This window comes from Streptomyces sp. AC550_RSS872 (assembly GCF_019049285.1).
GTDB lineage: Bacteria > Actinomycetota > Actinomycetes > Streptomycetales > Streptomycetaceae > Streptomyces.
Window position 1 is genome coordinate 40,875 of record NZ_JAGMUL010000092.1, and the last position, 19,478, is coordinate 60,352.

Here is a 19,478-nt window from a genome sequence, read left to right on the forward strand (position 1 = left end):
GGCCCACCATGGCACTGCTGGCGTGCGAGGCGGTCGGCGGTACCGGTGCGGCAGCGCTGCCAGCGGCAGTGGCGGTCGAACTGGTCCACAACGCCTCGCTCCTGCACGACGACATCATCGACGGCGACCAGATACGCCGCGGTCGGCCTGCCCTGTGGGCCGAGATGGGCATCCCAGCGGCGCTGCTGGCCGGTGACGCTCTGTTCTTCCTCGCTGTCCAGGTGCTCAAGGCGGCTCCAGAGCCGGTGGGCGGGGAGGGGGTGCGGCAATTGACAGCGGCCGTCCAGGAGTTGATCGAGGGAGAATACGCCGACACTGCGCTGGAGTCCTGCCAGGCAGTGACGTCAGCGGAGTGCGCGGCGGTGGCCGCCGGGAAAACCGGCGCACTGATCGCGGCAGCCTGCGGCCTGGGCGCCCTGGCGGGCGGGGCGAGCACGAACCGGATAGGCCGCCTGCGGGCCTTCGGCACGCACATCGAGATGGCGTTCCAGCTGGTTGACGACCTGCTGGGGATATGGGGCGACCCGATACGCACGGGCAAGCCGACCGGATCGGACCTGGCCTCACGCAAGAAGTCCCTGCCGGTAGCCGCTGCCCTGGCGAGCGACACCTCGGCGGGTGCGGAGCTCGCCCGCCTCTATGCCCACCCTGATCCCCTGCCCGCAGCGGAGCTGGCGCAGGCCGCCCACTTGTGGCAGGCGAGCAGGGCCAGGACGGCCCGGGTAGTCGGTGCGCCAGCCGAGCCGGGCAGCCTCGGCAAGGGTGCGGGGCAGCCGACGCGCTATCGAGGCCGTGGACAGGTTGACGCTCGCCTCGAAGTGCCGGTCGGAGGCCAGGCTCATCACGGGCGGCTGGCCCGTGGCGGCGACGGGCGGCGACGGGCGGCGACGGGCGGCGACGGGCGGCGACGGGCGGCGAGGATACGGAAGAACTCACGGTCCCATCAGGGAGCCGAACCCGGCGGCTGGGCAACGGGATTGTTCTGTCTCCCGCTTATCGGTCCAGGGCGCCCGCACCAGGCGTCAGCCGCGACATCCCGTTTTCACTCGTTCGAGTCAGGTCGAGGTGTGCAGGGGAGGGCTGCGCTCTTTCGGGCGCGGGCCCGCATTGCCCGTGGCGGGCTCTATCGTGTGCCGGGTGAGCAAGTTCTCCCCCGGTACCCGCCTGTGCAAGATTCTTTTCTCGCGGGCCGTATCGTGCGCCTACCCCGGATGCCCCGAACCGTTGTGCGAAGAACACCGTGCTCACCTCAGCGTCAACGTCGACATCGCGCACATCCGCGGGGAAGAGCCTGGCGGCCCTCGCTTCGATCCGACCTTCCCTGACGTCAACGATGAGACCAACCTGATCCTGCTGTGCAAGAAGCACCACAAGTACGTGGACGACTACCCAGCGGACTACCCCACTGACGAGTTGCTGGGGTGGAAGCAAGACCAGGTTCGGAAGAGCCGCAGCCACGGTCTCGGCGAGGTTCAGGTCGAAGCGATCGTCAAGATCCTCACGACCCCTCGGGCGGAAGTTGAGGCCATCGGATTGATCGCCGTTCGGGGCCGCGCTGAGGTTGTCACGGGTCCCGTTCGAGACCTCCCGAAGATCACCTTCCTTAGCGACCAACCTGAGCAGTGCTACCTCGGGGTCCGGGTTCGGAACACCGGACCGATCGGCTTCGGCGTCGACAGTGCCGGGTTCGAGGTCGACTCCGGGGAGGGAGTCCTGACCCGCTACGACTTCCCGCAGGTTGACTACCCGGGGCGGCCGTCGGGCAGGGTTGAGCCGCACGGTAGCGATGTCTGGAGGGCTGATCCGCTCACCTTCGGGGCCGCCTGGAGTCCGCACATGCATATGGGGCGCCAGGGCTACGTGATGCTGCGGTTCAGGGCCTTCGCGTTTCTGGGGTCCGGCCTGCGCGTAGACGGCCCATGGGAAGACGGCATCCACCTTCCCTTTTGGGAGGACCACGTGACGCAGGCGAGGCTGGAGGAGATTGCGGAGCTGGGCCGGAGGATGAGGAACAAGCGAGCTTCGTGACCCAGGCCGGTGTGGGCGGCAGCGGTACGCATGGTGAACGCCGCAGTTGGCCGACTGCAGCGCTCAGCACACCCAGACCACGGCAACCCTGGTGCCGCCTACGGTACGGCGAGGACAGGCATCCACGGCCGGTCGACGGCGTCGCCGATGTCCCGGCCGACCGCACCCTCGGGGACCTCGGACCAGGCGTGCGCGGCGTCCGGAAGGAAACGGGCGCCAAGCACCCACCGGGCCCGGCGGCCGGTGAGGGCGGCCGTGAGAACGGTGGCGAGACTGATCTCCATACAGGCGACCCGGCCCGGCCACCAGGAGGGGATCACCGCCAGCACCGCCGTGTAGAGGGCTTCGATCCGGGCGAGGCGCACGTACGGCAGGCCACGCAGAAGCCGTACGGCGGCGATCTGCCAGCGCAGCGGCACCCGGCTCATCACCAGCGACAAGGCGAGCGCGACGGCCGCGATCAGGCGGTCCCGCCACCGCGCGGTGGGCCGGGCGGTGGGGACCATGACCGTCACCGCCACCACCTCCTTCGCCGGGCCCGGCGGGCGGTGTCGACGAGCACGCCTGTGACCACCAGTTCGTCGACGAACACGGTGATCTGGTCGCCGATCGCCTGCGGGTCCTGGCCTGTGGGGACAGCGATTTCGTCGGCGAGCCCTGTCGTGCCGCCGCGGACGGTGACGGCGTGCCAGATCTTCGAGGCGTCCTGATCGAGCATGAGCCACGTACCGCGGCGGATGTCGAGCACCGCCGTGCCGGATCGGCCCGTGGCGTGGTGGACGTGCGGGGCAGGGATCAGCACGCCGCCACCTCCCTGTCAGTCGTCCGGCCAGTCAGCCACCAGCACGTCACGATCAGCTGGTGCAGATCGGCGATCACCGTGGCGCTCTGACCCCGGGCCACCTGCGCGAGCGCGGCGCGGACGGTTGCGGGGTCGATGAGGCCGTCGACTGCGAGTGGACTCGATGCGATCAGCTCGTCGAGCTGGCCCTGGTGGCGGGCGAGTCCGGCGATGCGCTGGGCCGTAAACGACCCCTTGGAACGGCGCGAGGTCAGCCAGTCCGGAAGCTGCGGCAGCGCGGCCCGCAGCAGCGGCTTGTAGGTCACCAGGCCGCGCCGGGCCAGGGCCCGGACAGCGAACGCGGCCCGAACGACCTCGTTGTCCAGGTACGGGTACACCGGCTGCACGCCGAGAGCCTCGGCGTACGGGGCCCAGCCGCGGGCCGAGGCGCCCACTGACCGCAGGGCGGCCCACTGGTCGAACTCATCGGCGAGTTCGGGTTGCTGGTTGCGGGCGGCCTGCCGCAGGAGCGCGGCGACTTCGTGGCGTCCCTCGGCTGTGAGCCAGGAGGCTCCGGCCCCGAGGCGGCACCACGACCAGCCGGCCACGACCGGGCTCGGCGCGATGGGCCCGCGTTCCAGGGTCTCGGCGGCGCGTTCAAGGGTGCTGGCCCGGCCGAGGTCGGCGGCCTGCTTGAGGGCCTTCCAGTACGGGCCGGGGGCGGTGTTGCGCAGCCGGGCGAACGCGACGGCCTGGCGGTGGGCCTCGCGGCGGCGGCCGTCCTGGAGGAGGCGGACCCAGCAGGAGCTGGAGGCGTCGAGCACGATGTCCCCGCCGTGGCCGGTCAGGTGCAGCGCCAGCCCCCGTACGGGGTGCAGGTAGGCGGTGTCATGGCGTACATCGCCGCCTCCAGCACCGGCTCCGCCCCGGTCGGCTGCCTTGGCGGGAAGGAGAACGGCAACTGCTCGTCGCCTCCGGTGGCGACCGTGTGCCGGGTGCCGGTGTGTTCGGCGACGCGGGCGGCGAAGGCCATGTCCTCGCCGCTGGTGTAGCCGTCGGTGTACGTCACCGCGTGCACGGTCCCGACGCCGGCGGCGAGGATGACGGCCGCCGAGGAGTCCAGCCCGCCGGACAGGTCCGCACCCACCGCGCCGGCGGCGCGGACCCGGTGCTGGACGGCACCGGTGAGGACGCGGCCGAACCGCTCGGCGCCTTCGCGCAGTTCATCCACGGGTGTGATGCCCGCGATGTCGATGAGGTGCGGCGGCGCCTCGGGCGCGAGCAGGAGCCCGGACCCGCCGGGCACCTGCCGGATCTGTTCGTACGGTGTGCGGTGCGGCCAGTGGTGTTCTCCCGCCGCGAGTAGGGCCGCCAGCAACGGCAGGTCCGGTACGAGCGGACGGCCCAGCAGGCCCGGCTCACTGGCCCACGCCGTTCCCTCCTCGTGTGGCGTGTAGTAGATGGCCCGGATGCCGGCGAGGTCGCCGCACACGAACCGCTGCCGCCCGTTGTCCGCGACCGCCCAGTACGAGCCCGGCCAGCGGGTCAGCTCCGCCCACCGGCCCGCTCGTACGGCCGGAAGCATGGCGCGGAGCTTGTGCTCGGTGAGCGGGCAGTCGCCCACGACCGCGAGCGAGACCGGACCGTCGGCAACCGCGCGGGTCCGCGCAGTCTGGGCCCGGCGGACGCCTACGAGCCCTTCAACTTCCGTTCCGCCTCCGGCGGCGGTGCCGCCGGCCATCCACTCCCGTTCCATCTGTTCGCCTCCCCTTCAGACGCGACCGGGGGCCGGCCGTCGTGCGGCTGGCCCCCGGGGTGCTCGGTGGTGTCCTGGGGATTGTGAAGGGAGCGTGTGGTCGTGAGCACTGTTTCCTGTGGAAACGGCGGAATCCGCGGCGGGCGAGCAGCGTTGGTTCGGCTGATCATGAGCAGAACCTCGAGTGAGACACCTACAGGAAGTCACTGTGAGTAGTTGGCACTCCCTCGAGAGGAAGGGGGTGAGGCGTCTGCCGGCGCCAGAGACCGCGCGCACCAGGCCGGTCCCCTTCAACCGGGCCAGGGCGAGGTCGAGGAGACGGTCGGCATGGTTGTCCTCGGTGAGACGGTCGCTGAAGTCGGTCAGCACGCTGTGGTGGAAGCCGGGGCCGTCCAGCTCCATGGCCATGGCGTACTTGAAGTCGATCCCGGCCCGCACCGCCTCGGCGGCCTGCCGGCCCGACAGCCCGAGCACGAACTGCAGCACGCACACGGTGACGAGCTGGGCGGGCGAGAGGCCCGGGCGCCGTCGCGCGGGTAGCAGTCGGCGAAGTCCTCGTCGCTCCGCAACCCGTCCAGGCGGTCCCTCACCCACATCGTCGTCGTACCCGCCGGGGTTGCCCAGCCGTGCGCTCTGCACTGTCTGGAGTGGGACTTGCTCACCGGAACGAGGAGGGAGCGACAACGGGCACTTCGATGTCTGCACGGGCTCGTGGAACACCCCCGGCATGCCCCCACCGATCACCGCGGCGCACCGGAGAACTCCAAGATCACGGGCAGAGTCGAGCTAAAGGTCCCGCTCGGCGGGGACGGCTGCGTCCAGTGGCACGGCGGAGAGGGTGAAGGGGAGTATCTCGGGCGGGAGTCCGTTGATCCAGCGGTTGTACTGGCTGTTGACGACCAGTGCCCGGTCACGGGCGAGGGAGATGGAGCTGGGGTGGTGGAAGCCGCCGGGTGCGAGCAGCCGACTCGTGTAGCGGCCCTGGGACAGGTCGGGGGACATGGCGATGACAGTGACCTGGGGGGTGAGGCCGGGGACGTTGTTGATGTTGCCCTGGACCACGTACAGCCGCCCGTCACGGAAGGCCAGCCCGTCGCCGTTGGGGAGTTGGTGACCGCCGAGGTCGACCTGGTGGACCTGCCGAGTATGCCGGTCGATGCGCCACAGCTGCCCGGTGGAACTGTTGACGGTCAGTAAGTGGCCGCCAACACAGGTGATGCCGTTGAGATTGTGCTTACCGTCGATCCATTCGACGGGGGTCGCGGTGACGTCGAGCCAGCGTTCGAGGTGCGGGCCGCTGCTGGAACCGGTGAGCCGGTAGACGACGGGCCGGAAGGAATCGGTGGCGTACGCACTGCCGTCCGGCGCGACGGCGATCTCGTTGACGAAGCCGCCGTCCACGCCGCGCAGCAGGGCCAGCAGGGCGCCGCGCTCGGTGTCGTACACCCGCAGGGTGCCGGTGTCCGCGCCGCCGACCAGGAGCCGCCTGGCGGAGTCGATCGCCATCCCGGACGTGGTGGTGCGGCCGTCGGTGCCGTCGGCCGACCACGGGCGCAGCGCGGGCTTGGTCAGGTGACCGCGGTAGAGGGTGCCGTCCGCGGCGCTGCCGACATAGAGGTGTCCGGTGCGCGCGTCGTAGGCATGTCCGCTGGGGAAGGCCCGGTCCCCGGGGAGGACGTACTCCGTCGGCAGCCGGCCGGCACCGGGCGGCGCGCTGCCGCCGGACTGCGCGGTGGTCGGCGCCGTCCGGGTCCAGGCCGTCGCGGACATCACAGCCGCGGTGCCGAAAGCGGCGGTCAGTATCCTCCGCCGTGACACAGGATGTTGTCCCATCAGATGCTCCGTCTCGTCGGGGCCGGGCACGGCCGTGGCCGGCCGGTGGGTGCCAGGTCGTCATGGCCCGGCGGGCGGCGGGGCTCCGACGCTCCGCCGTTCCAGGGGACTGACAGCAGAGTGAACGACCTGTAGGTGATGGAGATCGCTGAAGTTTCCCCGCCGCCTCGAACCCGGTGTGTCGATGGCGTTGGCGAGGGCGCCGATGGCCGACGCCGGCAGTGCGACAGGCGCGGTTCACCCTGCATTTCGAGCCTTGGCCGGGCCGGTTCCCGCGCCGGTGGCGGTGATGGCGGCGCCGATCTCGTCCAGGTCGGCGGCGGTCAGCTCCAGATCCCCCGCACCGATCCAACCGTCGACCTGGGAAGCCGTGCGCGCGCCCACGATGGCGCCGCTGATGCCCGGCCAAGCCAGTACCCAGGCGATGGCGACCTCGGCCACGCTCACCCCGTGTCGCGCGGCGATCGGCCTCAGCGCGTCGGCGAGCTGGAGGTTGGCGGCCAGCCCGGTGGTGAAGTCGGCATGCGCGGACCGCCAGTCGTCGGTGCCCAGCGACGCCGCCCGCTCGGCGGTGAACGCGCCGCTCAGCAGTCCGGACTGCATCGGCGAGTAGGCGATCACGCCGGTGCCGTTGGCGGCTGCCCACGCGACTTCGGGCGCTGCCGACCGGTTGATCGCCGAGAACGGCGGCTGGATCGCGTCCACATGCGCGATCTTCTCGGCCGCCTCCAACTGCGCCACGTCGTGGTTGGACAGGCCGATCGCACCGACCTTGCCTTCGGCCTTCAGGTCGGCCATGACCTGCCAGTACTCCTCCAGCGCAGTGGCGTTGGGCGATACCGCGCCGGAGCCGTCACCGGCGTACTCCAGGGACTCGCCGGTGTCGGGCCAGTGCACTTGATACAGGTCGATCCGCTCCACGCCCAGCCGCCGCAGCGAGTCCTCGACCTCGCGGCGCACGCTGGCGGGCTTCATGATCCGCCGGGGCGCGGCCGACGGGTTGTCCTGGTCCCACACCAGGCCGGCCTTGGTGAAGACGTACGGCTTCTCGTTCTCGGAAAGGTTCGCGATCGCCTTTCCGACCAGCTCCTCCGCGTGGCCGAGGCCGTACACGGCGGCGGTGTCGATCCAGTTCACGCCCGAGGCGATCGCGTGCCGGACAGCCGCGATCGACTCGGCGTCGTCGGTGTCGCCCCAGCTGAACCTCCAGCCGGACCCGGCCACCACCCAGGATCCGAACCCCACCCGGGTGATCTCCATCCCGGTACGGCCCAGCGTTTGCTTGGCAAGCATGGCTCTCTCCTTCTCTTTCCATCTCTTTCCATGGCAGTGGACGGCGGCGGAATTCCCGGCATGCCGGACGGCTTCCAGCCGGATCGGCCGCATGACCTGGCGCGCGTTCTCGCGCCGCCTGGCGGATGAATGACACGTGGTTCCACCCCGGTTACGGCAAGGGCTCCGCCCTCGGCGCCGAGCGCCCGCACCTGGCCGGGTGGAAGGTGCGGCTGGTAGCGCGTCAGCGCCACAGTTGGTAGCCGCTGAGTTCCAGGTGATGAAAGTCGCCGGCGATGCTGCCCTCGGCCGTGGCGCCGTTGTCGGCGCTCAGGTGGAAGCTCTTCTCGCGGACCACATAGCTGCCCTTGTAGGCCGCCCGGGTGCCGTTGAGGTCCTCCTCGAAGGTGCCGTCACGGTCGAGCCGCAGGACGAGGTCGCCGTCCTTACTGGCCCAGGTGCCGACGAGCGCGGCGGGTATGCCCTCGCTCCCCGGCGTGCCCGAGGTGCTCCGCGGGGGCGTGCCGGAGATGCTCTGCGTGGGTGTACCCGCCGGCGCCGGGGGTCGGGTGGCCGAGCCCCTCGGGGTCCCGGTCTCGGCGCTGCAGGCCGTGAGGGCGATGAAGACGGCGATCACGATGGCTTTGTGCTTCACGCCGACCACTGTCGGCCGGGCCGCGCGAGCCGCACCAGGGCAGGTCCATCCTGGGGAAAAGCTCCCCACCCTGGCGGGGTGGTATCCGCCCATAATGAGGATGTGGATCGACGGACAGAGCTGAGCATGTTCCTGCGCTCGCGGCGGGACCGGGTGACGCCGCAGGAGGTCGGGCTGACCACACACGGCCGGCGCCGGGTGCCGGGCCTGCGCAGAGAAGAGCTCGCCCACCTCGCCGGGGTGAGCATCGATCACTACGTACGGCTGGAGCAGGGACGCAATCCCCACGTGTCCGAGCACGTGCTCGACGCGATCGCCCGGGCCCTGCGGCTCAGCGCCGACGAGACCCGCCACCTGCGCAACCTGGCCCGTCCCGAGTCCCGCCGCGTCCAGCAGGAGCCGGTGGCCAGCGTACGTGCCTCATTACGGATGCTGCTTGACACCCTGGCCGGACCGGCCTACATCGTGGGACCGCGCTCGGAGTTCCTCGCCTGGAACGACCTGGCCAGGGGCGTGTTCGCCGACTTCCCCACGCTGCCGGCAGCCGAACGCAACGCCGCCCGGCTGGTCTTCCTCGACCAGACCTTCCGCGAGCTGTTCGGGCAGAGCCTGCCGCGCAAGTGTGCCGACACCGTCGCCTACCTGCGCCTGAACGCCGGTCGGCACGCCGACGACCCGCAGCTCATCGAACTCATCGGCACGTTGTCCATGCGCAGCCAGGAGTTCCGCCAGTTGTGGGCACAGCAAGACGTCAACGACAAGTCGCACGGCCGCTACCGGCTCGACCACCCGCTGGTAGGACAGCTCGACCTGCACTACGAGGCCGTGGACGTGGCCGATGCGGCCGGCTGGAAGCTGATCGCCTACTCGGCCCAGCCCGGCTCCCCGTCCGCCGACGCGCTGCGACTGATCGGCAGCTGGATCTCCAGCTGATCCGCCCGTTATCTCCAGAACGACCGCACGGCCGCCCGGCCTCTCGTCCGCGAGCCCCACGCGAAGGCGTACGAGCCAGGTGTAACCCTGAGGTACGCGCCGTCCTGGACCAGCACCACCGCGAGCTGCGCGAGGCAATGTACGCCACCCTCGTCACCGCCGACCGCGAGGGGCAGCTCGCCCCTGGCGCCGACCCCGGAGCGTCCGCGGATCTGCTGGCGCTGCTCGCCTATGGCGTCAACCTGCGCTCGCGTGCCGGTGCGGATGCCGCGACGCTGGGCAAGACGGTGACCGCCGCCCTGGACTCGATCGGTGTCCGGGCGGCGGCGTAGAGGTGCCTGGATCCGGCTCAACTGGGGTTGGTTGCAGGTGAAGTGCCGGGACGGAGCGTGGGGGCCGCCTCCGCTTCCGCTTCTGCCACATCCGCCGTGTAGTCCCCGGGGGGCGTGACGTCGATGCCCTCGGGGGCCTTCGCGGCCTTCAGGACGAAGGTGAGGACGACCGTCACGACCACGTTCAGCACGAACGTCGTCAGGCCGATGTAGCCGATCTCCCCGATGCCTGGGATCTCCTTCGCCGAGCCGCCGAAGTGCTTCTGCGTCGGCGAGGCGACGCCGTACGCGGCGACCGTGCCGACCGCCCAGCCGGCGAGCAGGGCCCAGCGGTGGAACCAGCGGGTGAACAGGCCGCCGACCAGGGCCGGGAAGGTCTGGAGGATCCAGATGCCGCCCAGCAGCTGGAAGTTGATCGCGACCGTCTTGTCCATGGTGAGGACGAAGACCAGGGCGCCCACCTTCACCAGCAGCGAGACCAGCTGGAGACCTTGGTCTCCTGCGCGGGCGTCGCGTCCAGCTTGATGAAGTCCTTGTAGATGTTGCGGGTGAAGAGATTCGCGGCCGCGATGGACATGATGGCCGCGGGGACGAGGGCGCCGATGCCGATCGCCGCGAAGGCCACACCCGCGAACCAGGACGGGAACATGTCCTCGAACAGCTGCGGGATCGCCAACTGCCAGCAGCTCGCGGCAATGGCCCTTGCCGACGCCGACCGCAAGCGAATGGCCGAACGCGCCCTCCTCTACTGCCTGACCGACCCGCCGCAGCTCGACCAACTCACCACCCGCGGTCTGTGCCACGGAGTCGGCGGCCTGCTATGCACCGTCCAACGCGTCGCCGAGGACGCCGAAACCCCCACCGCGTTCAGCGACCGGCTCCCCGAACTCCGCGAACGCTTCCTCGCCCTCAGCCCGCCGAAGGAACCTGGCTTTCTCACAGGAGCGGCGGGGGCAGCCCTGGCGTTCCAAGGCACCGAACCGGGTTCCGAGATCCCCACTGAATGGGACGGCTGCCTGCTCTTGCGCTGAGGAGATGAAGTGGACCACGAGGACCCCGGCGTGCTGGAAAACGCGGTGCTGTCCGTCCTCACCGGCACGCCGGTCAAAGAGGCAGCTGCCAGAGCAAGCACGTCCCCTGCCCGACTGGCCGACGCGGTCGAGCGCTGCCGCTCCGCCAGCCGGGCCGCACTGGACACCCCACCAGCGGACTGGCACCAGGTGAACATCGAGTTCACCGACTACCCAACCGCAGACGGCACCTTCCGCGCCTACCTTCAGCCGGCCCTGCACACCGGGCCGGTCGCAGCATGGTGGTTCGTGCGCAAGTACCCCTGCTGGCGTCTACGCGTCCAGCCGGCCCCGGGCGCGAAGACCGAGGACACTATCGAGCACGTCTCCAAAGCCCTCGACAACACCCTGTCCTGCGGTGTGGCCACGCGGTGGTGGCCTTCGCCGTACGAACCGGAAGCCGTCGCCTTCGGTGGCCCGCACGGCACGAGGCTCGCACATGCCCTGTTCCACGCCGACAGCGTCGGCGTGCTCCGCTACTACCAGCACGTCACCGATGACCCCGGGGAGCTCCTCGGGCCCAAGGAGACCTCCCTCCTCGTCACCACACTGTTCCTGCGCGCCGCTGAGCTGGAGTGCGGCGAACAGGGAGACGTGTGGGGGCAGGTCGAAGCCAGACGGCCCCTGCCCACAGACATGTCCCCCGACAAGGTCAACGGCATGGTGGGAACGCTACGGCGGCTCCTGATGCTCGACGCCGGCCCTGCACTCACCGACGGGCCCCTGATGCTTCTCCGTGCCTGGGTCACCAGCATGGAGCACGACGCACGAGCCCTCGGCTCAGCAGCACGTGCGGGCGACCTTCAGCTCGGGCTGCGCGGCATTCTGGCCAGATACATCCTCTTCCACTGGAACCGCATGGGATTCACCACCCGCCAGCAGGCCGTCTGGGCACGCGCTGCCCGGGAGGCAACCCTGGGGCGCTGACCAAGCCTAGGCGCCGGCTTCACCAGCACCAGTATGTGGATCGAAAGGCGACCTGCCGGAGGACTCAGTAGGCTGCGGCCAGGTGTGCCGGGAAGTCTGGTCGGCGAAGATCGCCCCTGCCCTCACGGAGTTCTCGATGCGCATCTTCCGCCCGCGCCGTCGCACACAGCCTGAAGCCCAGGGCCCGCATACTCACCGCGTGGTCCGGCTGCACGGCGCTTTGGACGGTCGTAGCGCCGAAGCGACAGGTCGACGCCTGGTCCGGCTGGCCAATGCCGGGCCGGAGGTTCTGGAAGTCGATCTCGCCGACGTGAAGTACCTCAGCCCTGACGGATGCGCGGCACTCTTCTTGGCGCTCCGCGCCGCGAGAGCGCACGGTACGCGACTGACCATCACCCATGCGGACGAACGAGCCCGATCCGTCCTGCTGCAGATTGGCCTCTCCCGTGCCCTGTCGGCCGGGACGAGGGACGACCGGTAGGGCGCGGTGCCGCGTCACGATCCCGTCACACAGAGATATGTGTCCGCTGAACGGACTTTCCTCTCCGCATAACGGTCTGATTTCGCCACCTGGCGCTTTTGCGATGCCCCGCCGGAAAGTGACCTGCATCACTAAAGATCTGGCAAAGGCCATGGTAGAACGTCGCAACTCCGCAGGCGGCATAACCCCCTCGCTGCTGTGCGGAGCGTCGGCGTGCGCGCCGGCGACAGACCAGGGGCCGTGACGTTCCGAGTCCGCGGACGCGTCATCCCAGGTCGCCGATCGGACAACGGCGTTCGCTCAAAGACCGCACTCTCCCGGCGCAGGTTTCTGCGCCGGTCCCCGCGCCACCGAGGTAGCCATAGTGTCACTCGACTCCATCACCACGTCCGTCGACGAAGCAGTCAGCGGATTCTTCGAGCCCATAGCCACATGGCTCGGGGAAGTCGTCTTCTACACGGTCCCCGTTGGAGGGACCGACCTTCCCTTGATCGTCGCCTGGCTCGTGGTCGCGGGTCTCGTCTTCACCGGCTGGTTCGGGTTCGTCCAGTTCCGCAAGTTCAGACTCGCCGTCGACGTGGTGCGCGGGAAGTACGACGAGAAGGGGTCGACCGGCGAGGTCAACCACTTCCAGGCCCTGACCGCGGCCGTCTCCGGCACCGTCGGCCTCGGCAACATCGCCGGCGTGGCCGTCGCCGTGTCCATCGGCGGCGCCGGTGCCACGTTCTGGATGATCCTGTGCGGCCTGCTCGGCATGGCCACCAAGTTCGTCGAGGTCACACTCGGCGTGAAGTACCGCGAGGTGCACGCCGACGGCACCGTCTCCGGTGGCCCGATGCACTACCTGCCCAAGGGCTTCAAGGAGCGCTTCGGCAGCGGCGGCGCCAAGTTCGGCAAGGTCCTCGCCGTCCTCGCCTCGATCATGGTCCTCTTCTTCGGCCTGTTCGGCGGCAACCTGTTCCAGACCAACCAGAGCTACGCGCAGGTCTCCTCCACCTTCGGTGGCGAGGACGGCTTCCTGGCCTCCTCCGCCGGTGCCGTCCTCTTCGGCCTGGTCGTCGCCGCGCTGGTCGGCCTCGTGCTCCTCGGCGGCATCCGCTCCATCGCCTCGGTCACCAGCCGACTGGTGCCCGCGATGGCCGGCATCTACATCGTCGCCTGCCTGATCGTCATCCTGGTCAACGTCACCCACGTGCCGGACGCCTTCCAGACCATCCTGCGGGGCGCCTTCGAGGCCGACGGCGTCGCGGGCGGTGTGATCGGCGCCCTGATCATCGGTTTCCAGCGGGCCGCGTTCTCCAACGAGGCCGGGCTCGGCTCCGCCCCGATCGCCCACTCCGCGGTCAAGACCAACCACCCCGCGAGCGAGGGTCTGGTCGCCCTGCTGGAGCCGTTCATCGACACGGTCGTCATCTGCACCATGACCGCGCTGACCATCGTCATCGCCAACCCGGCCAGCTGGGGCGATGCCCGCGAGGGCGAGAGCATCGGCGGCGTCACCATCACCTCCGACGCCTTCGAGACCGTACTGCCCTGGTTCCCGGCCGTGCTCACCGTCGCGGTGCTGCTGTTCGCCTTCTCCACGATCCTGACCTGGGGCTACTACGGCCTCAAGGCGTGGTCGTACCTGTTCGGCAACAGCAAGGCCAGCGAGATCGTCTTCAAGGTCGTCTGGAGCCTGTTCGTGGTCGTGGGCGCCCTGATGTCCCTCGACTCGCTGATCAGCCTCGCCGACTCCGCGCTCTTCCTGCTGTCGGTGTTCAACATCATCGGCCTCTATCTCCTCGCCCCGGTCGTCAAGCGTGAGCTCAACTCCTTCCTGGAGTTCGTCCGGGCCCGCAAGGCCGGCGAGATCGCCGACGGCGACAGTGACCAGGAGTCGGTGAAGACCACCGTCTGACCGCCCCCGCGGCCCGGCTCCTGAGCGGGCCCGTGCTCACCTCGCGCCTTGGTGAACACGGGCCCGCTCGTCATGCCTTCCACTGCGTTTCAGCAGGTGAAACGGCACCTAGCGGAACGCAAAGACGCCGGTTAGGGTGTTAAGAACGCGTCAACATGCAGCCCGCAGGGGCTTGGATCCGACGCGCGGTGTGCCGGGAAGTCTGGTCGGCGTCAGGGGCTCGTATGCCCGCAAGACGATCCCCGGAGGACTCCTTCATGGCTGCCGCGCCCCGCGCACGTTCCCCCTTTCTCGGCCTCCTGCCGCTGCCCGAGCGCACGGCCATCGCCCAGGCCCTGAGGACGGAGACCGTCGGCGGGCTGGTCCTGCTGGGGGCAGCCGTGGTGGCGCTGGTGTGGGCGAACACTCCGTGGGCCGACACCTACGAGCGCATACGCGACTTCCACTTCGGCATACCGGCACTCGGCCTGGACCTCTCCATCGGGCACTGGACCGCCGACGGCCTGCTCACCTTGTTCTTCCTGGTCGCCGGCATCGAGCTCAAGCGCGAACTGGTCGTCGGTGAGCTCCGCACCCCCGCCACCGCCGCCCTGCCGGTCATCGCCGCCCTCTCGGGCATGATCGTCCCCGCCGCCTTCTACGCGATCACCGCGTCCGCGGGAGGCGGCAGCCTGGACGGCTGGGCCGTGCCCATGGCCACCGACATCGCCTTCGCGCTGGCCGTGCTCGCCGTACTCAGCACCCACCTGCCCGCCGCGCTCCGTGCCTTCCTGCTCACCCTCGCCGTCGTCGACGACCTCGGCGGCATCCTCGTCATCGCCGTCTTCTTCAACAGCGACCTCAACTTCGCAGCCCTCGGCGGAGCGCTCGCCGGCCTCGTCGTCTTCTACCTGCTCCAGCGCTTCCGCGTCCGTGGATGGTGGTGGTACGCCCCACTCGGGCTCACGATCTGGGCGCTGATGTACAACGGCGGCGTCCACGCCACCGTCGCCGGCGTGGCGATGGGTCTCATCCTGCGCACCACCCGCGACGCGGACGAGGACCGCTCTCCCGGCGAACGCACCTCCCACCTCCTGCATCCTGTCTCCGCAGGGGTCGCAGTCCCCCTCTTCGCGCTCTTCGCCGCCGGCGTCAGCATCTCGGTCGCGTCACTGAGCGACGTGTTCACCAAGCCCGAACCGCTCGGCGTGGTACTCGGACTCGTCCTCGGCAAGACGGTCGGGATATTCGCCGGAACCTACCTGGCCGCACGCTTCACCCGTGCCCGCCTCAACCCGGAACTGGCCTGGGCCGACGTCTTCGCCCTCTCCGCACTGGCCGGGATCGGCTTCACCGTCGCCCTGCTGATCGGCGAACTCGCCTTCCCCGACCCAGCGGCCGCCGGACCCGTCAAGGCCGCGGTCCTCATCGGCTCGCTGACCGCAGCAGCGCTGGCGTCCATGCTGATCAAGCGGCGCAACGGTGTCTACCGGCGCCTGTACGAGGAGGAGAACCGCGACGACGACAACGACGGCATCCCCGACATCTACCAAGTCGACGCCACCACCGAGCGCTGACGTCGAGAGGGGCGAGGTGTGGAACCTTCACTGGCCACAGCGTTAGCCCTCATTGCGGTCCTGGTCATCAAGACCGCGGTGATGCAGCTGCGCGACCCCGGCAGCGCGCGACGGGAGTGGGCCTTCGTCACGGACGGGGTCGCTTTGGCCGGGGGTGTGCTGACGGCTGTTGTCGTAGGCGCCGTGGGCTGGTCGTACGGCGGGAACGGCGCGGTGGCGTGGGCCCTGCTCGTTGGTCTCCTGGTCGCCCAGGGCATGGGACGACGCGCGGAACGCTGACACCCGCAGGCTGTCCTCGAGTTGCCGGATTCCGGCAAGGATCCCTGTCCCGGAGTGCGCGTCAAGGACCTGTCAGGAACGCGTAAAGCATGTGTAAGCTCGCCACTGGTGTGCCGGGAAGTCTGGTCGGCGGTGTGGACAGAAGTCTCTTCGTCGATCGGGGGTCCAGGTCATGGTGCTCGTTGTGGTGTTCGGTGTGGCGCTGCTCATCGCGGTGCTGCTGTCAGGGCTCGCGGCCCGGACCGTGCTCTCGACGTCCTTCCTCTTCCTCGTCGGCGGCGCGCTGGTCAGCGACGGATTTCTGGGTCTGATCCACATCACCCCGGACAGCGAGATCGTGTCCGTGACGGCGGATCTGGCGCTGTTCGCGGTGCTGTTCACCGACGGCATGCACGTCTCCTTTCCCAAGCTGCGGGAGAACTGGCGCAACCCGGCGCGTGCCCTCGGGCTCGGCATGCCGCTCGCCTTCGTCGGCATGGCTCTGCTCACGCACTTCGTGGTGGGGCTGGACTGGACGACCTCCTTCCTCGTCGGCGCCGTACTGGCGCCGACCGACCCCGTGTTCGCCTCCGCCATCGTCGGGCGCAAGGAAGTCCCGTCGAAGCTGCGGCAGTTGCTGAACGTGGAGAGCGGCATCAACGACGGGCTCGCCCTGCCGGTCGTCCTCATCCTGATCGCCGCGGCCGGGCCGACCTCCGGGCACGCCGAGGCCGACTTCGGGAAGATCGCGCTGGAGCTGGTCCTCGGGCTGGTCTTCGGTGTCCTCCTGCCGTTCGTCGTGAACGAGCTCGTACGCTTCCGGCTGCTGGGCGCCGAGCCCAAGCTGCAGCCGCTGCTGCCGCTCGCGATCGGCGTGATCCTTTACGCCCTGTGCCACCTCACGCACGCCAACCCCTACCTCGCCGCGTTCTCGGCCGGCGCCGTGCTCACCGCACGAGCGCCGGAAGCGAAGGAGGCGTTCGAACCACTGGGGGAGGCGCTGGCGGAGCTGGCCAAGTTCGCGGCCCTGCTGGTGTTCGGCGCGCTGCTGACCCCTCAGCTGTTCGGCGACCTGTCCTTCGGCGGCTACGTCGCGGTGGTCCTCGCCATCGTGCTGATCCGCCCGGCCTCACTGCTGCTGTCGCTGCTCGGCACGCGGTTCACCCGCCGCGAGAAGCTGGTGGCCGCGTGGTTCGGGCCGAAGGGCTTCGCCTCGGTGGTGTACGGGCTGCTGGTGCTCCAGGCGGGGATCCCGCAGGGTGAGGAGGCGTTCACCCTCATCGCCGTGTGCATCGCCTTCTCGATCGTCGCGCACAGCTCGACCGACGTGCCGATCGCCCGGCTCTTCCACGTCGAGGACATCGCCGGCGTACCTGACGGTGACGCGGCACCGACATCGCGTGCGGCCGGGCAGTCACAGGAGGTGGGTGCCTGACCCGGTCCCGGACCGGCAACCCTGCTCCCGCGCTCCCACTGCGCGTCCGTTCGACCGGAGGTCTGCGACGACATGGCCCTGTTCCCTCAGCCGACGCCCGGTGTGCCACGGCCGGGACACATGATCGTGTGTGGTGACGACGCCCTGGCCGAACGGCTGGCGGCCGAACTCACGACGGTGTACCGGGAGCGGGTCACGCTGGTCGTCCCGAGCTCGAACCTCACCGGAGTCACCAACCCGACACGTGCCTCCGCTCTGCTCGGCCGGATGCAGGCCGCCATGAATCGTGCGGCTGACGCGCCCGGCGGGAGCGGGGCGGCTCCCCGGATGCTCGAAGCTCCCGTGCTCACGGAGGCGGTCCTGGTCGAAGCGGGTGTGCGGGAGGCCGCCGCGCTGGCGCTGGTCCACGACGACGACGCGACCAACATCCACGCGGCCCTCGCCGCCCGCCGGCTCAATCCCCGGCTGCGCCTGGTGATCAGGCTCTACAACCGCAAGCTCGGCCAGCACCTGGAAGAACTCCTCGACCAGGCCGCCGCCCTCGCCGCACCCGGCCTGGACCCCGACGCCCTGGACACCTCCACCACCGTCCTGTCAGACGCGGACACGGCGGCGCCGGCGCTGGCGGCCACAGCGGTCGCCGGCACCAGCAAGGTGGTCCAGGCCGACGGGCTGCTGTTACGGGCAGTGGAACGCACCCCGCCCGGTCGCGGCGAGGTGGCCGACCCCGGCCTGTGCACACTCGCCCTGCTGTCGTCGACCACCAACGACCCTGCGGGAGCGGAGGGCTCGGATGCGAGCGGGCAGGACGGACCGGCGCTGCTGCCCGGCATGGACGAGGTCGCCGCCGCGACAGGTCGCGGCACAGTGGTCCTCGAAACGGTCGCCCACACCGGCGCCGCTTCCGCGCCCGGCCGCCTGGCAGGGCGAGGGCTTCCGCTCGCTTCCCTGTTCTCGCGTCGGCTGCGCTGGTCGCTGGCCGGGCTCGTCGCCAGTGTTCTGGGGCTTGCCGTGGCGAGCTGGCTGACCACCGACGACCACCCGCTGCATGCCGCCTACCTCACCCTGCTGGACCTGTTCGCGATCGGGGACCCGGCGATCGGCGAACCCACTGCCCGCCAGGTGCTGCAACTCCTGTCCGGCCTGGCCGGACTGCTGCTGCTCCCCGTCCTCCTCGCGGCCGTTCTCGAAGGGCTCGGCACCTTCCGCACGGTCTCGGCACTGCGACGCCCGCCCCGCGGTCTCTCCGGCCACGTCGTCCTGCTCGGCCTCGGCAAGATCGGCACCCGTGTCCTGGCCCGGCTGCGGGAACTCGACATCCCGGTCGTGTGCGTCGAGGAGGACCCCGAGGCACGCGGCCTGCCTCTCGCCCGCCGCCTCCGTGTCCCCACCGTCCTCGGCGACGTCACCCAGGAAGGCGTCCTGGAATCCGCCAAGATCCACCGTGCACACGCCCTGCTCGCCCTCACCAGCAGCGACACCACGAACCTCGAAGCGGCCCTGTACGCACGCTCCGTCAAACCGGACCTGCGGGTCGCCCTGCGCCTGTACGACGACGACTTCGCCACCGCGGTGTACCGCACATTGCGCGCCGCCCACCCTCACGCCCTCACCCGCAGCCGCAGCGTCTCCACGCTCGCCGCGCCCGCCTTCGCCGGCGCCATGATGGGCCGCCAGATCCTGGGGGCGATCCCGGTCGAACGCCGCGTGCTGCTGTTCGCAGCCCTGAACGTCGCCGGACACCCCCAGCTGGAGGGGCGCACCGTCGCCGAGTCGTTCCGGGCCGGTGCCTGGCGTGTCCTGGCCCTGGACACCGCCGCCCCGCACGACCGGCTCCCCGACCTCGCCGCCAACCCGACGCACGAGGACTCCGATCGGCCCGCCGGGCTCGTATGGGACATTCACCCGGGCTACGTCCTGCGTCCTCGTGACCGGGTGGTCCTGGCCGCCACGCGGCAGGGCCTGGCCGAGCTCCTCGGCCGACAGCCACGGGGCGGGACGCACGGCACGGGTCCGGAGAGGACGGGACGGAGGGACTGAGCCGACAGCGGCCCGGCCAGCCGCCCGGCCACCCGTCACCGTCAACCAAGAGCTGCGTCAGCCCAGTACCTACGGATCAGCGCAGGCTTCTCCTCGAGGCCGGCATCACGACGACCGCTGGTGAAGGCGCCCGGCAGAGCGAGCCAAGCCAGCAAACGCCTACCGTGCCGGCCCACCACCAGCGGTCCCTCGGCTCAGTCAGCGCCACCGCCAGGCCGGCG

Annotated in this window: 20 protein-coding genes and 2 pseudogenes; 12 read left to right on the forward strand and 10 right to left on the reverse strand. The window is 70.1% G+C overall.

Annotated features, from left to right (window positions below):
• Window positions 1-8 precede the first annotated feature (8 nt).
• A pseudogene (locus tag KUM44_RS47695) lies at window positions 9-590 on the forward strand (polyprenyl synthetase family protein); the annotation flags it as partial.
• On the opposite strand, the gene KUM44_RS45870 reads toward KUM44_RS47695, so the two are convergent.
• On the reverse strand, window positions 564-842 hold the full coding sequence (locus tag KUM44_RS45870) for a hypothetical protein (protein WP_254390306.1): 279 nt from the start codon (window positions 840-842) through the stop codon (window positions 564-566). The pseudogene KUM44_RS47695 and the gene KUM44_RS45870 sit on opposite strands and share 27 nt — an antisense overlap.
• Window positions 843-1,137: 295 nt before the next feature.
• Here KUM44_RS45870 and KUM44_RS29885 point away from each other — a divergent pair, with 295 nt between their 5' ends.
• Window positions 1,138-2,028, forward strand: a complete 891-nt coding sequence (locus KUM44_RS29885; protein WP_254390307.1) for an HNH endonuclease signature motif containing protein — start codon at window positions 1,138-1,140, stop codon at window positions 2,026-2,028.
• A gap of 98 nt (window positions 2,029-2,126) precedes the next feature.
• Here KUM44_RS29885 and KUM44_RS29890 read toward each other — a convergent pair whose 3' ends face one another.
• The 8 genes from KUM44_RS29890 to KUM44_RS29925 form a co-directional block, all read right to left on the reverse strand.
• Window positions 2,127-2,534, reverse strand: a complete 408-nt coding sequence (locus KUM44_RS29890) for a lasso peptide biosynthesis B2 protein (protein WP_217213081.1) — start codon at window positions 2,532-2,534, stop codon at window positions 2,127-2,129.
• Window positions 2,535-2,539: 5 nt separating this feature from the next.
• Entirely contained in the window at window positions 2,540-2,830 is a 291-nt protein-coding gene (locus KUM44_RS29895; RefSeq protein ID WP_217212886.1) for a hypothetical protein, read from the reverse strand.
• On the reverse strand, window positions 2,824-3,633 hold the full coding sequence (locus tag KUM44_RS29900) for an asparagine synthase-related protein (RefSeq protein ID WP_217212887.1): 810 nt from the start codon (window positions 3,631-3,633) through the stop codon (window positions 2,824-2,826). Before KUM44_RS29900 ends, KUM44_RS29895 begins: the two co-directional genes overlap by 7 nt.
• Window positions 3,634-3,653: 20 nt before the next feature.
• Window positions 3,654-4,565, reverse strand: coding sequence for an asparagine synthase-related protein (locus KUM44_RS29905; protein WP_217212888.1), 912 nt, complete (start codon window positions 4,563-4,565; stop codon window positions 3,654-3,656).
• A gap of 15 nt (window positions 4,566-4,580) precedes the next feature.
• Window positions 4,581-5,294, reverse strand: a complete 714-nt coding sequence (locus KUM44_RS45875) for a transposase (protein ID WP_254390308.1) — start codon at window positions 5,292-5,294, stop codon at window positions 4,581-4,583.
• Between the two features lie 57 nt (window positions 5,295-5,351).
• Window positions 5,352-6,335: an SMP-30/gluconolactonase/LRE family protein gene (locus tag KUM44_RS29915; RefSeq protein WP_217212890.1), complete on the reverse strand. Its 984-nt coding sequence runs from the start codon at window positions 6,333-6,335 to the stop codon at window positions 5,352-5,354.
• Window positions 6,336-6,635: 300 nt separating this feature from the next.
• Window positions 6,636-7,691 carry an aldo/keto reductase gene (locus KUM44_RS29920; RefSeq protein WP_217212892.1) on the reverse strand — a complete coding sequence of 352 codons (1,056 nt, stop codon included), beginning with the start codon at window positions 7,689-7,691 and terminating at the stop codon, window positions 6,636-6,638.
• 223 nt (window positions 7,692-7,914) lie between these two features.
• Entirely contained in the window at window positions 7,915-8,325 is a 411-nt protein-coding gene (locus tag KUM44_RS29925) for an Atu4866 domain-containing protein (RefSeq protein WP_217212894.1), read from the reverse strand.
• Window positions 8,326-8,427: 102 nt separating this feature from the next.
• Here KUM44_RS29925 and KUM44_RS29930 point away from each other — a divergent pair, with 102 nt between their 5' ends.
• A complete protein-coding gene (locus tag KUM44_RS29930) occupies window positions 8,428-9,258 on the forward strand; it encodes a helix-turn-helix transcriptional regulator (RefSeq protein WP_308402763.1) in 831 nt (276 codons plus the stop codon).
• A gap of 137 nt (window positions 9,259-9,395) precedes the next feature.
• Complete coding sequence (locus KUM44_RS29935; protein WP_254390310.1) at window positions 9,396-9,590, forward strand: hypothetical protein; 195 nt, start codon at window positions 9,396-9,398, stop codon at window positions 9,588-9,590.
• 17 nt (window positions 9,591-9,607) lie between these two features.
• On the opposite strand, the pseudogene KUM44_RS29940 reads toward KUM44_RS29935, so the two are convergent.
• A pseudogene (locus KUM44_RS29940) lies at window positions 9,608-10,272 on the reverse strand (sodium:solute symporter); the annotation flags it as partial.
• On the opposite strand from KUM44_RS29940, the gene KUM44_RS29945 reads away from it, so the two are divergent.
• The 8 genes from KUM44_RS29945 (at window position 10,238) to KUM44_RS29980 (ending at window position 19,257) form a co-directional block, all read left to right on the forward strand.
• Window positions 10,238-10,621, forward strand: coding sequence for a hypothetical protein (locus KUM44_RS29945; protein ID WP_217213100.1), 384 nt, complete (start codon window positions 10,238-10,240; stop codon window positions 10,619-10,621). The pseudogene KUM44_RS29940 and the gene KUM44_RS29945 overlap by 35 nt on opposite strands.
• A 9-nt stretch (window positions 10,622-10,630) precedes the next feature.
• A complete protein-coding gene (locus KUM44_RS29950; RefSeq protein WP_217212896.1) occupies window positions 10,631-11,587 on the forward strand; it encodes a thiopeptide-type bacteriocin biosynthesis protein in 957 nt (318 codons plus the stop codon).
• Between the two features lie 136 nt (window positions 11,588-11,723).
• Window positions 11,724-12,068 carry an STAS domain-containing protein gene (locus KUM44_RS29955; protein WP_217212898.1) on the forward strand — a complete coding sequence of 115 codons (345 nt, stop codon included), beginning with the start codon at window positions 11,724-11,726 and terminating at the stop codon, window positions 12,066-12,068.
• Between the two features lie 364 nt (window positions 12,069-12,432).
• Entirely contained in the window at window positions 12,433-13,968 is a 1,536-nt protein-coding gene (locus tag KUM44_RS29960) for a sodium:alanine symporter family protein (protein WP_217212900.1), read from the forward strand.
• A gap of 257 nt (window positions 13,969-14,225) precedes the next feature.
• Window positions 14,226-15,524, forward strand: coding sequence for a Na+/H+ antiporter NhaA (gene nhaA / locus KUM44_RS29965; RefSeq protein ID WP_217213083.1), 1,299 nt, complete (start codon window positions 14,226-14,228; stop codon window positions 15,522-15,524).
• 18 nt (window positions 15,525-15,542) lie between these two features.
• Window positions 15,543-15,803, forward strand: a complete 261-nt coding sequence (locus KUM44_RS29970; protein WP_217212902.1) for a hypothetical protein — start codon at window positions 15,543-15,545, stop codon at window positions 15,801-15,803.
• A 172-nt stretch (window positions 15,804-15,975) separates the two neighbouring features.
• On the forward strand, window positions 15,976-17,217 hold the full coding sequence (locus tag KUM44_RS29975) for a sodium:proton antiporter (protein ID WP_217212903.1): 1,242 nt from the start codon (window positions 15,976-15,978) through the stop codon (window positions 17,215-17,217).
• Window positions 17,218-17,337: 120 nt separating this feature from the next.
• A complete protein-coding gene (locus KUM44_RS29980) occupies window positions 17,338-19,257 on the forward strand; it encodes a TrkA family potassium uptake protein (RefSeq protein WP_217212905.1) in 1,920 nt (639 codons plus the stop codon).
• Window positions 19,258-19,478 lie beyond the last annotated feature (221 nt).

Coding starts and splice junctions, on each gene's coding strand:
- KUM44_RS29935 (WP_254390310.1), top strand. CDS start 9,396: ATGTACGCCACCCTCGTCACCGCCGACCGCGAGGGGCAGCTCGCCCCT.
- KUM44_RS29945 (WP_217213100.1), top strand. CDS start 10,238: ATGTCCTCGAACAGCTGCGGGATCGCCAACTGCCAGCAGCTCGCGGCA.
- KUM44_RS45870 (WP_254390306.1), bottom strand. CDS start 842: ATGAGCCTGGCCTCCGACCGGCACTTCGAGGCGAGCGTCAACCTGTCC.
- KUM44_RS29905 (WP_217212888.1), bottom strand. CDS start 4,565: ATGGAACGGGAGTGGATGGCCGGCGGCACCGCCGCCGGAGGCGGAACG.
- KUM44_RS29915 (WP_217212890.1), bottom strand. CDS start 6,335: ATGTCCGCGACGGCCTGGACCCGGACGGCGCCGACCACCGCGCAGTCC.
- KUM44_RS29980 (WP_217212905.1), top strand. CDS start 17,338: ATGATCGTGTGTGGTGACGACGCCCTGGCCGAACGGCTGGCGGCCGAA.
- KUM44_RS29975 (WP_217212903.1), top strand. CDS start 15,976: ATGGTGCTCGTTGTGGTGTTCGGTGTGGCGCTGCTCATCGCGGTGCTG.
- nhaA (WP_217213083.1), top strand. CDS start 14,226: ATGGCTGCCGCGCCCCGCGCACGTTCCCCCTTTCTCGGCCTCCTGCCG.
- KUM44_RS29890 (WP_217213081.1), bottom strand. CDS start 2,534: ATGGTCCCCACCGCCCGGCCCACCGCGCGGTGGCGGGACCGCCTGATC.
- KUM44_RS29955 (WP_217212898.1), top strand. CDS start 11,724: ATGCGCATCTTCCGCCCGCGCCGTCGCACACAGCCTGAAGCCCAGGGC.
- KUM44_RS45875 (WP_254390308.1), bottom strand. CDS start 5,294: ATGCCGGGGGTGTTCCACGAGCCCGTGCAGACATCGAAGTGCCCGTTG.
- KUM44_RS29920 (WP_217212892.1), bottom strand. CDS start 7,691: ATGCTTGCCAAGCAAACGCTGGGCCGTACCGGGATGGAGATCACCCGG.